12 protein-coding genes are annotated in these 13,526 nt (G+C 35.4%); all 12 read left to right on the top strand.

Annotated elements, in window-relative coordinates:
- Positions 1-279: 279 nt before the first annotated feature.
- The 12 genes from D0466_RS02170 (at position 280) to D0466_RS23540 (ending at position 13,256) form a co-directional block, all read left to right on the top strand.
- On the top strand, positions 280-906 hold the full coding sequence (locus D0466_RS02170; RefSeq protein WP_117320927.1) for a DUF1919 domain-containing protein: 627 nt from the start codon (positions 280-282) through the stop codon (positions 904-906).
- Between the two features lie 83 nt (positions 907-989).
- On the top strand, positions 990-1,754 hold the full coding sequence (locus tag D0466_RS02165; protein ID WP_117320926.1) for a tyrosine-protein phosphatase: 765 nt from the start codon (positions 990-992) through the stop codon (positions 1,752-1,754).
- Positions 1,755-1,860: 106 nt separating this feature from the next.
- Positions 1,861-3,078 (top strand): DegT/DnrJ/EryC1/StrS family aminotransferase, encoded by a 1,218-nt coding sequence (locus D0466_RS02160; RefSeq protein WP_117320925.1) that lies wholly within the window; start codon positions 1,861-1,863, stop codon positions 3,076-3,078.
- A gap of 25 nt (positions 3,079-3,103) precedes the next feature.
- A complete protein-coding gene (locus D0466_RS23750) occupies positions 3,104-4,822 on the top strand; it encodes a sugar transferase (protein ID WP_456107144.1) in 1,719 nt (572 codons plus the stop codon).
- 15 nt (positions 4,823-4,837) lie between these two features.
- The gene (locus D0466_RS02150; protein ID WP_117320923.1) at positions 4,838-5,623 is read left to right on the top strand and encodes a glycosyltransferase; all 786 of its coding nucleotides are present in this window, start codon (positions 4,838-4,840) and stop codon (positions 5,621-5,623) included.
- Positions 5,624-5,683: 60 nt separating this feature from the next.
- Positions 5,684-6,862: a glycosyltransferase gene (locus D0466_RS02145; protein ID WP_158555783.1), complete on the top strand. Its 1,179-nt coding sequence runs from the start codon at positions 5,684-5,686 to the stop codon at positions 6,860-6,862.
- Positions 6,863-6,879: 17 nt separating this feature from the next.
- Positions 6,880-8,235, top strand: a complete 1,356-nt coding sequence (locus tag D0466_RS02140) for a hypothetical protein (protein ID WP_117320921.1) — start codon at positions 6,880-6,882, stop codon at positions 8,233-8,235.
- Positions 8,236-8,335: 100 nt separating this feature from the next.
- Positions 8,336-9,310: a glycosyltransferase gene (locus tag D0466_RS02135; RefSeq protein WP_158555782.1), complete on the top strand. Its 975-nt coding sequence runs from the start codon at positions 8,336-8,338 to the stop codon at positions 9,308-9,310.
- A gap of 36 nt (positions 9,311-9,346) precedes the next feature.
- Positions 9,347-10,825, top strand: a complete 1,479-nt coding sequence (locus D0466_RS02130) for a lipopolysaccharide biosynthesis protein (protein ID WP_233522505.1) — start codon at positions 9,347-9,349, stop codon at positions 10,823-10,825.
- Positions 10,826-10,931: 106 nt separating this feature from the next.
- Complete coding sequence (locus D0466_RS23545; RefSeq protein ID WP_407675617.1) at positions 10,932-11,177, top strand: ATP-grasp domain-containing protein; 246 nt, start codon at positions 10,932-10,934, stop codon at positions 11,175-11,177.
- 66 nt (positions 11,178-11,243) lie between these two features.
- Positions 11,244-13,076 carry a right-handed parallel beta-helix repeat-containing protein gene (locus D0466_RS02125; protein WP_117320918.1) on the top strand — a complete coding sequence of 611 codons (1,833 nt, stop codon included), beginning with the start codon at positions 11,244-11,246 and terminating at the stop codon, positions 13,074-13,076.
- 48 nt (positions 13,077-13,124) lie between these two features.
- Positions 13,125-13,256: a hypothetical protein gene (locus tag D0466_RS23540; protein WP_407675616.1), complete on the top strand. Its 132-nt coding sequence runs from the start codon at positions 13,125-13,127 to the stop codon at positions 13,254-13,256.
- Positions 13,257-13,526 lie beyond the last annotated feature (270 nt).

Here is a 13,526-nt window from a genome sequence, read left to right as displayed (position 1 = left end):
CCATAATTTCTTTTTGACTTTTTCAGAGGGGTAAATAAAATGCCTAAGCGGATCACCTTTGAAAGATGCAGCGACCGGATCACGGAAGTAACGAAACCCCTGAAAGAACAATGAAAATCCCTCATTACTTCCAAAGAAATGATTGGGATTGTAGACGAATGGCATTACCCTGGAAGGATTCGAAAATTCCATCTTTGACATTATGGCATACGAGAATAACAATCTGTTCAATTTCATCCGCGAACAGGGAATTAACCATTTTTTAAAGGAGATTCGTTTATGCATAAATTAAAGAATTATATCAAATCATTTCGTTCTTTCGGGAGAAAAGTTCGTCTGGATAAAGATATTAAACTGTTGAAAGATGAAAAAGTAACTGTAATTAGTCAGAATTGTAATGGTGGAATTTTTTTACATGATCATAAAATGAAATTCTTGACTCCTACCATAAATTTATATTTTTCAGTCCCTGATTTCATTAAATTTTGTAAAAACATCGAACACTATATCCACACCCCGATGGAAAGAGTTGATTCAAAAGAATATTCTTATCCTCTAGGTAAAATTGATGATATCATTATTCATTTCGTACACTATCATAGCTTTGATGAAGCAAAAGAAAAATGGATAGAGAGATGTAAAAGAATTGATTCAGATAATCTATATCTAATGATGACTGACAGGGATGGATGTTCTTATGAAGATTTAACAGAATTTGATAAACTGCAATGCAAAAATAAAGTTGTCTTTGTCAATAAGCCATATAAAGAAATTAAATCCGCTTGTTATGTTAAAGGATTTGAAACAGAAAGTTATATCGGAGAGATTTATTCATGGAAAGGCATATTTGGCAAACGGGTTTGGGACGATTGTGATTTTAATTTTGCTAATTTTATAAAAAGCTAAACAAAGAACCCTATGTAATAAGTATATTTTTTAAACTAAATATCACAATCAATATCCCGTCTGAGAATAGGAGGCTTGGAGTTTTGATCGATATACACTGCCATATTCTCCCTTATATAGATGACGGTCCCAGTAATTTTCAAGATTGTTTGGATATGGCGAGCAGGGCAGTTAGTTCAGGAATCACTCATGTATTCGCGACACCGCATCATCTGAATGGACGTTATGAAAATCCTAAAATTGAAGTTCTCCGCGATGTAAATAATTTTAATAAGCTTTTAAGCCAGTTGGATATCCCTCTAGTGGTCCATCTGGGCCAGGAATTAAGAATTCACCCCGAATTAGTGAATTCACTTGAGAATGATGAAATACTCACCCTCGATAACAGAGGGAAATACTTATTGTTAGAACTTCCATCTGGGGAAGTTCCTTCTTATGCACAAGAACTTGTATATGAACTCCTATTAAAAGGAATTACACCGATTATCGCACATCCGGAAAGAAATTTGGGAATTATAGAGGATAGCAATCTTCTATTTGAATTAGTTCAAGAGGGAGCATTGACCCAACTTACCTCTGGAAGCATTATCGGACATTTCGGAAAAAAAATAAAACATTTTTCAAATAAAATCATCGACCATCATTTGGCACATTTCGTCGCATCGGATGCCCATAATAACGGTTCAAGAAGGTTTACCCTTCAAGAGGCTTATGAAGCTATCACGAAAACATATGGAATCGGGTACACAATGTATTTTAAGGAAAATGCGGAACTGCTCATCAAGGGGCAATCCCTTTCGATCTCACAACCACTTCAAATGAAAAAAAGGATTTTGGGCATCTTTTAGAAATCAGCAATTCTAAAAGATTAGGCTTGTAATAAACTATTATCGAATATTTCTAAAAAGGTGCAAATTTATTCAGATAAACCTAACAATAGAAGGGAGCCTATTCATGAATATTCCATTTTCCCCTCCCGATATATCAGATATTGAATTGAATGAAGTTATTGATACATTAAAATCAGGGTGGCTGACAACTGGACCAAAAACTAAATTATTTGAAAATAAAATTGCGCAATATACCGGCACCTCTATGGGAGTATGCTTAAATTCAGCTACAGCTGCCATGGAACTAACCCTGAGATTATTAGGGGTGGGAGAAGGTGATGAAGTGATTACTTCTGCCTATACGTATACCGCAACTGCGAGCGTAATAGAACATGTTGGAGCAAAAATTGTTCTTGTTGATACAAAGAAAAATTCCTTTCATGTGGATTATGAGCAGTTAGAGAAAGCTATTACTCCTAGAACCAAAGCTATTATACCTGTTGATATTGCCGGTGTGATGTGTGATTACGAAAAGCTATTTGAAATCGCCAATAAAATGAGGGGGCTGTTCAACCCTTCAAATAAACTGCAAAAAGCTTTAGGAAGGATTATTATAATCGCTGATGCTGCTCATTCATTTGGTGCAACATATAAAGGAAAAAGAAGTGGAAGTCTAGCGGACTTTACATGTTTTTCTTTCCACGCAGTAAAAAATATCACGACTGGTGAAGGGGGCGCCGTAACATGGCGCGATATACCCGGTATTGACAACCAGGAAATATATAATCACTTCATGCTTTTATCACTTCATGGCCAGTCAAAGGATGCTCTTGCCAAGACTAAGCTGGGGGGATGGGAATATGACATAATTATCCCAGCTTATAAATGCAATATGACGGATATTATGGCTTCTCTTGGACTTGGCCAACTGCAAAGATATCCCGAGCTCCTGGAACGTAGAAAGCAGATCATCAAGATGTATGATAAAGCTGTAAAGCAAGCAGGCATTGAAGTGATGGAACATTACACTGATGAATATTCGTCCAGCGGCCATTTGTACCTTACAAGAATTCCGATAAAAAACGAATCACTAAGAAATGTGTTAATAGAAAAAATGGCAAAGAGAGGCATTGCCACCAATGTCCATTACAAACCATTGCCAATGCATACCGCCTATAAAAAGTTAGGATTCCAAATCAATGATTTTCCTAACGCTTTTGACATGTACAGAAATGAGGTTTCTCTTCCGTTGCACACTCAATTGAAGGATGAGGATGTTGAGTATGTGATTAATAACTTCCTGGAAATTTTAAAGGAGTCAATCTATCACTATGTTACTTAGAAAATGGGAAGAGTTGCCGAAACATATGAAAAATGAACATGTTCGAAAGTATTATGATGTGTTGGAACGACAAAAGACTAGCCTCATCATCAAACGATTGTTTGATATAGTCTTTAGCCTTTTAATTTTAATTGTACTATTATTCCCTGTATTTTTGATCATCTGTATCATGATTAAACTGGATTCCAAGGGACCCATTATGTTTCGACAGGTGAGGATTACCCAGTACGGCAGGGAATTCAGAATCATGAAATTCCGGACAATGGTAAATAACGCTGAAAATCTCGGTACACACGTAACAGTGAATAATGATAACAGGGTAACTAAAGTCGGAAAAATACTCAGAAAATACAGACTTGACGAAATTCCACAGCTTTTTAATATACTATCCGGTGATATGAGCTTTGTGGGAACAAGGCCTGAAGTCGTTAAGTATGTCGAAAAATATACAGACAGTATGAGGGCAACTCTCCTTCTGCCAGCCGGGTTGACTTCAGAAGCAAGCATTGTGTATAAGGATGAAGAAAAATTACTTACCAACGTTGCAGATATAGATAAAGCATACCTTGAGGAAGTACTGCCCCAGAAAATGGAATTCAACCTAAGAAGTATTGAAGAATTTAATTTTCCAGGTGAAATTAAAATGTTAGTTAGAACCATCATAGCTGTTGGGAGAAAAGACAGTAATAGCAAGACAACCTCCCAAATTGCTGCAGCTATGGCAGAAACGAACCTTACAAGGCTCAGTCGAATGATTGATAAAACTTCAAACAACCTGGCCGTATCAGTTGTAATGCCGGTATATAACGAAGAAAATTATATTGAAGGATGCATTTCGTCTTTGATAAAGCAGGACTTCCCAAAAGATTCTATGGAGTGGTTATTTGTCGATGGTTATTCCAAGGACAATACCAAGCAGATTTTGGAAAACTACAAACAAAAGTTTCCCAACTTAATAAAAATACTAGACAATCCCCACAGGACGGTTCCATATGCCATGAATATCGGGATCAAAGAGGCAGTTGGCAAGTACATCATTCGCCTTGACGCACATGCAGAATACGCTATCGACTACATATCAAAATGCGTACATTATCTGGAGACGACAGATGCCCAGAATGTGGGAGGGGTGGCTATAACTAAAAGCAGGGGATTTGTTGGAAATGCAATAGCGCTAATGCTGTCATCCAAGTTTGGCGTTGGCAATTCTCAATTCAGGACAAATGGAAAAAGCGGATCAGTCGACACTGTACCTTTTGGAGCATTTCGCAGAGAAGTGTTTGAAAAGTATGGCCTTTTTGATGAAAGATTGACCAGGAATGAAGATAACGAATTGAACTATCGTATAAGAAAAAACGGAGGGAAGATTTATTTGGCGGATGATATAAAGCTTGCATATTACTGTAGGGACAGTATTAAAGGCATTGTCGATATGGCAGTAAAAAATGGGAAATGGAACGTAATTGCATCCAGGCTATGTCCAGGGGCCATGGGAATTAGGCATTTTATTCCATTTTTATTTTTGCTGTCCCTAATAATCCTGCCAGTACTTACAATTAAAATTCCAGTTTTCGGCTGGCTGCTGGCAGCCGAACTGGGTCTCTACCTTCTATTAAATATAGTATTTTCAATCAAGGCAGCATCAGAAGCAAAATTCGTACCATTGCTGATTATATTATTTCCTGTCTTTCATATTTCGTACGGATTTGGTTCCCTAATAGGGTTAGTAAGAGGCGTTAAATGAGAAAAGGAGAAGATAATGGAAATCGAAGTTTTGGTATCAACAATGCACCAAGTAGATATGTCCCTGGTAAATAAAATGAATATAAATGGAAACGCCCTAATAATAAACCAATGCAAGAAAACCGATTATACAGAACTTAAAGAAAAAAACAGGCATATTAAAATGTATTCATTTAATGAAAGAGGCATCGGCCTAAGCAGGAATTCCGCGTTAATGAGGGCTACAGGAGATATATGCATTTTAGCTGATGATGATGTTGTCTATGATGATCATTATCAAAACATTGTATTAGATGCTTTTAAGCATAACACTAAAGCAGACATAATACTTTTTAATGTCCCCAGTCTAAATAAAGATAGGCAAGGGCCAATGGAAATTAATAAAGGTTCGACTATTAATTATTTTAATTTTATGCGATATGGAGCCGTTAGTATTGCATTTAGGAGAGAAAGTGTAATCAGAGCCAATGTTTTTTTCTCTTTATTATTTGGTGGCGGTGCTAAATATAGTGCGGGTGAAGATACTTTATTTTTATATGAATGTCTAAAAAAGGGGTTAAAAATTTATAAATATCCTGCTCAAATCGGTATTGTTACTCAAGAAGATTCGACTTGGTTTACGGGTCATAATAAAAAATATTTTATTGATAAAGGTATTTTTTATGCTACTCTATCAAAAAAATTATCGTATTTGCTCATCCTTCAGTATGCAATAAGGAGGCATAATTTGTATAAAGACGAAATGGGATTGATACAAGCTATTAAATATATGATCGAAGGTAAAAGGAAGCATTTAGTTTAATCAAAAGCTTTATATCCTAAAGTGATTATAAATCCATAAAATATTATGATGGAGACTAGTATGATAAATGAAAAAAAAAAAGTCCTGTTTGTCAATAATAACCTTGTAGCAGGTGGAGTCCAGCGTTCTTTAGTCAACTTGATTCATCAAATTAAAGATGAATATGAAATTACCCTATTTGTTTTTAACTGCAGTGGAGATTATGCCAAACTAATACCTCCTGAAGTGAAAGTCATTGAAGCGTCGCCATTTTTAAAATTACTTGGTATGTCTCAAGCCCAGACTAAAAAAATGGGAATTATATTCTATGTAGCAAGAGCTGCTTGTGCATTATACACAAAGATTTTTAGTAATCATTTCCCTTTATCCTTTTTAGTTTCAACTCAAAAAAAGTTATCAGGGTTTGATGTCGCCATTTCATTTTTACACAACGAGAATGAAAAAATCTTGTACGGGGGATGCAATGAGTTTGTTTTAAAGAGAGTAAAAGCAAAACAGAGGATTACATTCATCCACTGCGATATTTTAAATAATGGAACAAATACAGCTCGAAACCGATCCATATATAAATATTTTGACAAGATTGCTGCTGTCTCAGAGGGATGCCGCCGGAATTTTATAAAAGCAGTTCCCGAATTAGAAGAAAAAACTTACTGTGTTTATAACTGCCATAATTTCTCTGAATACTATGACAAATCAATCATTAATCCCATTGAATATCCATTAGATTGTTTGAATATTGTAACAGTTGCCAGGCTAAGCCCTGAAAAAGGGATTATAAGAGGGATAAGTATTATCAAACGCCTTATTAAAGAAAATTACAGAATACGTTGGCATATAATCGGTGGAGGTCCCCAACGAAGCGAAATTGAAAAAGAAATTCTTAACAACAATTTGTCAGAACACATCATCCTTTATGGAAATCAAGAAAATCCATACCGATATATCAAAAACGCGGATGTATTTCTTTTACCATCAATTCATGAAGCGGCTCCAATGGTATTTGAAGAGGCTAAGTTCCTAGGTGTACCCATAATTACAACAAACACCATATCCGCTAGGGAAATGATAAGAGAGGGCAAAGAGGGTATTGTATCTGGAAATAATGAAGAAGAATTATATAACTCTTTAAGGAGAGTTGTGGATCAGCCAGCAATCCTTCAAAAGTATAAAGAATATTTAAGAATACAAAATTTCAGCAATGAAACAGCTATTAAGCAGTTTAGTAACTTGATATAGTACGAGGAGCTGGAAAAATGGAACAAGTAAGGAAAAAGAATATTAAATTATTGATTTTATGCTTACTAAACATAATTATCCTCTCTATTGGCCATAGCTATGACAATCAAATGTTGCTTTTCGGTTCATTACTATTATTTACGGGGATAACATTGATTGCGAACAAAAAATACTTCTTGCCAATCATGCTCTTCTATCTTCCTTGGTCGCCAGTATTAAAGACAGGTCCTGAATCGTTTACATTCTTTACACTTGTTGTTCCATGCGTCTTAGTACTGATAACGTGGAGGTTTTTTAAAAAAGAGCTTTATCGTATTCAGTATTTATTTCTTCTATTCTTTTTTATTGGTTATACCCTGCTAGTTAAACTCTTTAATGGTTTTTCTTTTGATATGTCTTATCTGTTCTTTATTATGATGCTAATTTTCATTCCCGTTTATATAAGTATATACAAGCAGGAAATTGATTTTGAAACATGCGTACTATACTTAACTACGGGGGTTTTATCGGCTTGCATTTCTGCCAAAACACTAATGAATTTCCCGCATATGCTTGCCTATATAGATGTGTATAAATGGGAAGATATTGGTTTAACCAGGTTAAGCGGTTTTTATGGTGATGCTAACTTTTACTCAGTAAATATCATTGTCGCCATTGCGTCACTTTTAATCGTCCTTTACAAAACCAGGACCAGTATGTTGATAACACTGCAAATCATTTCAATATTGGCATTATTGTATTATGGTATGCTTTCTGTTTCAAAAATGTTCTTATTATGTATCGCTGGAATCATTGCACTTTGGATATTCAGTCTGGTCGTGGCAAAGCGGAATATCTTTTATAAGTTTGGGGTGGCTATAACAATATTAATTGTCTCAGGCATTGCTGTTGCAAATCATCTTTTCACTGAAGAATTCAACCTTTATTTAAAAAGATTCACAATGATCTCGGATGCTCAGTCACTTACCACAGGAAGAACCGACCTGTACGATATGTATATTCATTATCTATTTTCCAATGGTGATCGATTGTTTTTTGGAGAAGGATTGACGTCAAAGTTATTGAATGGGAAAAGCTCTCACAACACTTTAATACAGATCATTTATCAAGTGGGAATCATTGGTTCAGGTTTTTTTATTGTATGGTGGGGCATGGTTGGCTCTATTTTATCTAATAAAGTGAAATTAGGTCCCTCTGAAATCCTCAATCTTTCAATCTTGATATTTGCATGCATCCTGCCTTGGTTAGTATTGGATATGCTTTACTTTGATGAGTTTTTTTATTTAACGCTTTTGATCATACTCGCAAGGAACTATTTAACACCCAACAGTGATAATGTTACCAGTGCTGAAATAATCGCTCATCGAAATTAAAAATACTCCTGTTCTTTTTGGACCTTTGAAAGAAATGATGCTAGATGATTTTTTTTCACCATATCTTGTTCCAACGGACAGTAAAAAGGGGAAATTTAACATGGATGTATTAGTTAGTATAAATTGCATTACTTATAACCATGAAAACTATATAGCTGATGCAATTGAAAGTTTTATTATGCAAAAAACAAATTTTGATTTTGAAATACAAATTGGGGAAGATTGCAGTACAGACAATACAAGGACTATTGTCCAAAAATATGCAAGCATGCACCCTGGTAAAATTAAATTAATAACTTCAGAAAAGAATGTGGGAGCAAGACAAAATTCAATGAGGCTTCGAAGCAATGCAAAAGGTAAGTACATAGCAATATGTGAGGGTGATGATTTTTGGACTGATCCCTATAAACTTCAGAAACAAGTTGATTATATGGAAAGCAATCCTGAATGCTCCATGTGTTTTCATGCAGCAGAGATAGTTGAAGAATCAGGGACACCTACAAAGGAGTTTGTAAGACCCTATCAGCAAACTTGTAAAAGTCCGATCGAAGATATCATTAGTGGTGGAGGGGGTTTTTGTGCAACACCTTCAATCTTATACAAAAAAAAATTCATGGAAGATCCACCTGAATTTTATAAAAATGCGCACGTAGGAGATTATCCCATGCAGATGATCGTTGCCAGTCAAGGATACGCATACTATATAGATGAAGTGATGGCAGCTTATAGAGCAGGAGGTCACAGCTCCTGGACCAGTAAATTAAATTCAGGAGTGAATGTAGTAGATAAAAAAATTAAAGTAAAACAAGGGGATATAAAGCTGCTTAACGAGTTTAATCACTACACTTATAATAAATATGAAAGTGTAATTGAAAACACTATTATGCTTAGGGAGTTTGAAATACTATTACTTGAAAACAGGATAAACGATATTAAAAAATCCAAATATAAAGTATTTTATGACAATTTGAGCATAAAGGAAAAAACTAAAATCAACTCGAAATTCTTTTTTCCAAAGATATATTCAACAATCGTTGAATTAAAGAGTTATGGCAAGCTGAAAATAAAAAGATAAGTAAAGTAGGTATCAAAGATGCAGGAAATAAATCCTATGAAAAAGAAAACCTTATCAGGCTTATTTTGGAGCATGGCAGATTTGATTTCAAATCAAGGGATTCAATTTATCATCCAAATCGTTCTAGCCAGATTATTATTGCCGGAACATTTTGGTTTAATAGCCATGATGACCGTTCTGATAGCCATATCCACCTCTATCATCGACTGTGGGTTCACCCAAGGCTTGGTCCGGGAGAAGGATTCAAGCCAAGAGGACTACTCCACAGTTTTTTATTTTAATTTTTTTATGGCTTCTATTCTCTATTTTATAATATTCATTTCCTCCAATGCTATTGGTGTTTTTTTTAGAGAACCGGAACTGGCCCCGATACTCAAAATTCTTGCCCTGGTTTTGATCATCGATTCTTTTGGAATTATTCAACGAGTAATATTAATAAAGAATGTGGATTTCAAAACTCAGACGAAAATAAACTTAATTGCTGGAGTCGCATCCGGCATTTTAGCATTGATCTGCGCAGTTCGGGGCTATGGTGTATGGAGTCTTGTTATCAAAACAATATCCATGCAGCTTATCCAAACAGTGTTGCTATGGTTATTTAATAAATGGATTCCTTCTTTTGTCTTTAACATCAAGTCATTTAAGAGGCTTTTCGGCTTTGGTTCAAAGCTGTTAGTTTCCGGCTTGATCGATACAGCATACAATAATATCTATTTTATTTTAATTGGCAGATTGTATTCTTCTTCACAACTGGGATATTACACTAACGCCGTCAAGTTACGGGATGTTGCCTCTCAATCTATAACAGCTTCAATCCAGCGTGTGACTTATCCTGTTCTTAGCGGAATCCAAGATGATGAAGAAAAATTGAAAATTGGATTTAGGAAGGTAATGAAGACAACCCTGTTTATTTTCTTCCCTATTATGTTAGGTTTAGCAGCCATCGCAAACCCACTTATACCTCTTATTTATGGAGATAAATGGGTGACTTCAATATTGTATTTTCAATTGCTGTGTATTGCGGGGATGCTGTATCCACTTCATGCGATAAATTTAAATATTCTTCAAGTTAAAGGAAGGTCGGATTTATTTCTCCTTGTGGAAATTATCAAAAAAACCCTTTTAACTTTACTTATCATCATGTCCATATGGAATGGGTCTGGAATTATTGGATTAATTTGGTCAGCTATCGTTAATTCATTTGTTTCCCTGCTGCTCAACACATATTTTTCATCGAAGGTAATTTCATACCCAGTAAAAGAACAAATGAAAGACTTGGCACCGGGATTTATCATTTCCATTGCAATGGGTGGCATTACATTCCTTAGTGGAATGGTTTTGCCAGGCAACGATCTCGTTACATTAGCATGTCAAATTATTATTGGAATTGTATTTTATGTCATAGCCAGTAAATTAGCAAAAATTGAAGAATTCGATACCATATATGAAATGATTGTCCCCCTAATCAAAAGGATCAGGCATAAGAAGTATTCTATCGCCGATAAAGCAAATTGAATGTTTATACAAATTTTATCAGCAGAACAACCTATTTATAAAAATTATTGAATTGTTGGAGGTAACTATGAAACTGTTATTAACATCTGCAGGCAGGCGAGGATAGATCGTACGGTTTTTTAAAGAAGTTATCAATGAAGGTGTAATACACATTGCGAATAGTTCCAATAATTCCACAGCAATGCAATATGCTGATAAATGTGTTGTAACTTCACTTATTTACGACAGATCGTATATTCCGTTTTTATTGAAGTATTGTCATCAAAATGGGATTAATGCGATAATCTTATTTTTTGATATCGATCTGCCAATCCTTGCTAAAAATAAAAAGGTTATAAAGTTCTTTATTTGAAGGTTTTTTGCGGGGGAAGAAGAAAGGTGTATCTTGGGGATCAAAAAAATGCCAGGGGGACATACAATGATTCGTAGAAGCTTCATACGAAATATAATACTTTTTCTTTTTGCCTTCATTTTTGGATATAAAATTAAAGATGAGGATGACAATGTTATTTTACAACGAGCCGATGCAAACACTCTTAAAGGAAAGTCGATTTCTGATAAAATTAAGATTTTGTCGGTGCAATCGGAGAAGATGGAAAATCAAATACACTCTCCATATATAAACGTTCGGTTTCCGCCCTTTCCATTAAAAGCTTACGATCCAAAAAATACTCCTAGAGAAAACACGTTAATTCTGCAAAAGATTTTTAACTATGCTTCTTCAAATAACATGATTGTCTTTATGCCATCAGGCTATTATACAACTACAGAACCATTATCAATTCCGTCAAAACAAGGCTTTGAGTTACGTGGCGCGGGTAATAGAAATACGGTCATTCGTCCACAACACAAAGGAAACGTCTTTGAAATAATCAAAGGACAGTCACATGTCATTAAAGATTTACAAATTGAGCCTCCAGAAGGTTTTAAAAACAAGTTCACTGGTATTTTTGTTAAAGATAGCATGTTAATAACAATTGATAATGTTAACATATTCAATCCCAAAAATGGAATTGTTCTAGAGGGAGCTGTCTATGTATGTGATGTCTCTAACTTGTATATCTTTTATTTCAAAAAAACGGGGATATATTTAAAGACGGCGGCAGGTAAGGATGATGAAACATTGACACCAAATGGAAATAACTTTTCTATAAAATTCATAAGAGGCCCTGGAATGTCTGATAAGGATTCGTATGGGATATATATAGAAGGTGGATCTGTAAATAATTTTAGCCATGGTCAGGTCAGTGACTGTGACACGGCCATTTATTCTGCTAGAGGAATCAGAAATTACTTTGAAAAATTTTGGATCGAGAATACCAATACCCATATAGAAATCCTTTCTGGAACCGCCCATATTAATTCTCATGGAACTTATATAAATAAAGTGGGCGAGGGAGCAATGCTTTTCAGTGATAACGGTTCAGCATCCCCTTATAGCGACTTAACAAAGGCTCCTTTATTAGAGGATATGGGACTAAAAGCGTTATGGTTCTTTAATGAAGGCAGCGGATCTACAATATTGGATAAATCGGGAGAAACGAAACACGCTAAATTACATGGTTCCCCTACCTGGGTTAAAAATGGCACCTGGGGGACTGGCGTTCATTTTAAAAGCTCAGATGGCAGAAAAATTTCCATACCGGTTGATACTGTCGATTGGACCAAACCCTACACGTTTATTTATAACTATAGTCTGTTCGAGGCCGAAGATTGGAAGGCTGCACCGATTGGTTTATACCTATCAGATTCCAGAAAAGATACTTACTTTTGCGCCGGGGCTACGGTTAGTGCATTAAGTGCAGGGTTATCCAGCGGTTTTTTTTCAGAGTGGCCAAAATCACAGGAAACAGGCCGTTACAATTCTAATACTCTAAAGAATATTTGGCAATTTATATATGTTAACCCGGAAGAAAAAACAGTCGAGTTGATCGACCCCTACGGAGAGAAAGCCAAGATACAGTTTTCAAAGAAATTCCCTGTTGAAAAACCAACAAATGTGTTTATTACCGGGCGGGAACATCCATCCAATACTATGGAAGGGATTATGTCGATGGCAGGTTTTTTCCAAAGGAAGCTGTCGATTGGTGAAGTATACGACATCGTCAATTGTCAGGGCCGGCCCTTCCAGCAATTCGATAAATCTGTACAGTTTAGTACGGTTCTTGTGTCACCAAACAATTCAAATTATAAAGTAACGGTAGCTGATGATGGATCTCTTCAAACCACATTGATTAAAAACAATTCGTAGTTTGGTAAGAAAGCAATATCAATCCCTTTTCCCATAAAAATTTAGGATATTGATTGTTTACTAGATCGATGCAAGAACCACAAAATTGATATCTTAATTCCTGGATTGGATGATGAGCTTTACAATATTTCCAGCCATAACGATAAATTTCTAGAAATCGGGTTAACCCATTGTAGCTAGTACTGATATGATTGAACAATGCAGACATAAAGTGAAGATGAGCCGGGTGTTGAAACAGTTTACTAATTCCTTTGTGACTAGCTTCGATAAAGAATCTTTCATGCAAGCCTATAAAAAAATGAAATGCTTTTTCCTGTAATTGCTAAACCACGAAGCGCATTGGGATCACTCGAGTTAAACCTAATATATTCCGCGGAAGATTTTCATTTAATAAGTGAAAATCATGTTGTACAAGAGCTTCCAATCCCTCACAAAGGAGATATCAATTAT

It is taken from the genome of Peribacillus glennii (assembly GCF_003429105.1).
Classification (GTDB): Bacteria; Bacillota; Bacilli; order Bacillales; family DSM-1321; genus Peribacillus; species Peribacillus glennii.
The sequence above is the reverse complement of the archived record's forward strand: the minus strand, read 5'-3'. Positions and strand labels throughout refer to the sequence as shown.